At 43.6% G+C, this 1,664-nt stretch carries 3 protein-coding genes; 1 reads left to right on the top strand and 2 read right to left on the bottom strand.

The annotated features are described in order from the left end of the window. Positions 1 to 389: 389 nt before the first annotated feature. Together F6K20_RS37520 and F6K20_RS37525 are read right to left on the bottom strand one after the other, a co-directional pair. Positions 390 to 596, bottom strand: coding sequence for a hypothetical protein (locus tag F6K20_RS37520; RefSeq protein ID WP_008186091.1), 207 nt, complete (start codon positions 594 to 596; stop codon positions 390 to 392). Positions 597 to 717: 121 nt separating this feature from the next. After that, complete coding sequence (locus tag F6K20_RS37525) at positions 718 to 1,221, bottom strand: GNAT family N-acetyltransferase (RefSeq protein ID WP_008186089.1); 504 nt, start codon at positions 1,219 to 1,221, stop codon at positions 718 to 720. A gap of 119 nt (positions 1,222 to 1,340) precedes the next feature. Here F6K20_RS37525 and F6K20_RS37530 point away from each other — a divergent pair, with 119 nt between their 5' ends. After that, positions 1,341 to 1,538, top strand: coding sequence for a hypothetical protein (locus tag F6K20_RS37530; RefSeq protein WP_131826836.1), 198 nt, complete (start codon positions 1,341 to 1,343; stop codon positions 1,536 to 1,538). Positions 1,539 to 1,664: the final 126 nt, after the last annotated feature.

A 1,664-nucleotide genomic window follows, 5' to 3' on the forward strand; every position in this document is an offset into this window, starting at 1 on the left:
TGTTGCTGATTCTCAGTATGGTTTCGCCCCCCTAGCCCCCCAAGCGAGGGATTGCTCGCTTGGGGGGAAAAACTCTCAAAGTCCCCCAGAATTGGGGGATTTAGGGGGCTTTAATAAAACTAGATGATCGCGCATTCATTCCTTAATTCAGCAACGCCGAGAATGTAGAATGCGCGAATGTAGAATGCAGAATGTAGAATGTAGAATGCGCGAATGTAGAATGCAGAATGTAGAATGTAGAATGTAGAATGTAGAATGAATGTAGAATGCAGAATGTAGAATGTAGAATGAATGTAGAATGTAGAATGAATGTAGAATTCTCAATTCTTCATTCTCAATTCTCAATTCTCAATTCTTCATTCTCAATTCTCAATTCTACATTCTACATTCTAATTAAGTTTCAAGGTATTCACCGGCACTTCATCCCAAGACTTAACTGTGCGTAATCGGGCAACCCAACCCGCTGCTTTTTGCTGATCAGTCAAGTTCTCCTGAAACGACTCGTGGCAATCCTTAGCCTGCTCTTCGTTGCAAGTGGCAATACAAGAGTAGAGAAGACCCGATGGATCAATCTGCTCGTTTACCCAAATAGTCATTTGTGATTTTTTTTATATCAACCAATATGTAAATTACCCTATGTCCTTTTTGCAGTTTACCTGCAACTAGGGGTTTAGAGTCGCAGCTGCATATACTTCCTAGTATAGCATTTAAGCAACATTAGTCAGTCGTTGCCGGATCAGTATACTCAGCTAGCTGATTGAGACCTATCCCAGTCACTCGACAAATTCTCCAGTCTGGCAATACTGCTGCTCCCATACGTTCATAAAATGCGATGGCAGGTTCATTCCAATCCAGTACACTCCATTCTAAACGCCCATAGCCACGGTCCACTGCTAGCTGAGCCAGGTAACTGAGTATAGCTTTACCGATGCCTTGGCGGCGAAATTCCGGTAATACAAATAAATCTTCTAGATAAATTCCTGGCTTAGTTAGAAATGTGGAATAGTTGTTAAAAAACAGTGCAAATCCCACTCCTTGACCACCCTGTTCAACGATAATCGCCTCTACGTAGGGTTTAGCGCCGAACAGGTGTTCTTTCAGGTCATCAGCATTGCCAGTGACAGCTTCGGAGAGTTTCTCATACTCTGCTAGAGCCTTAATCAAATTAAACAGAATCGCTACATCAGCTTCTGTGGCTGGTCTTAAGGTAAAGTTACCCATAGTGCTGGCAAAGGGACAATCAAAAAGACAATTTGATTAATTATCATATCCCTTCTCTGGTAATGGGTAACTAATTAACTGGAATTACCTGATTTCGACATAACCTTTATCGTAAGCATATGCGCTACGCCCAGGCTACGCCAACAGCCGTCAGCCGTCAGCCGTCAGCTTATTTTATTCATCAGCCGTCAGTTTATTTTATTCAAAAGCTGTTCGGTGTAGCTTTGGCTATGGGCATAAACTGTTCCGGTAGCGTGGCTACAGCGCTGATAGCACCTCAAGTAGCACCATCTGTAGCGCTAATCGCTGTTCGCTGATAGCTGATACGCGACACGCTGATAGCTTACCCTTTATCTATAAGTCAAGAGCTGACCTAAGACCTGCTGCACTAGGTCAACCAGTCTCTAAGCCGTCGAGCCACTTGGGGACGGCGTAGCTTACGA

It is taken from the genome of Moorena sp. SIO2C4, from assembly GCF_010672485.1.
GTDB lineage: Bacteria > Cyanobacteriota > Cyanobacteriia > Cyanobacteriales > Coleofasciculaceae > Moorena > Moorena producens.

Excerpts from the sequence above, each read along its gene's own strand:
- F6K20_RS37530 (WP_131826836.1), top strand. The coding sequence starts at position 1,341 with ATGCGCTACGCCCAGGCTACGCCAACAGCCGTCAGCCGTCAGCCGTCA.
- F6K20_RS37520 (WP_008186091.1), bottom strand. The coding sequence starts at position 596 with ATGACTATTTGGGTAAACGAGCAGATTGATCCATCGGGTCTTCTCTAC.
- F6K20_RS37525 (WP_008186089.1), bottom strand. The coding sequence starts at position 1,221 with ATGGGTAACTTTACCTTAAGACCAGCCACAGAAGCTGATGTAGCGATT.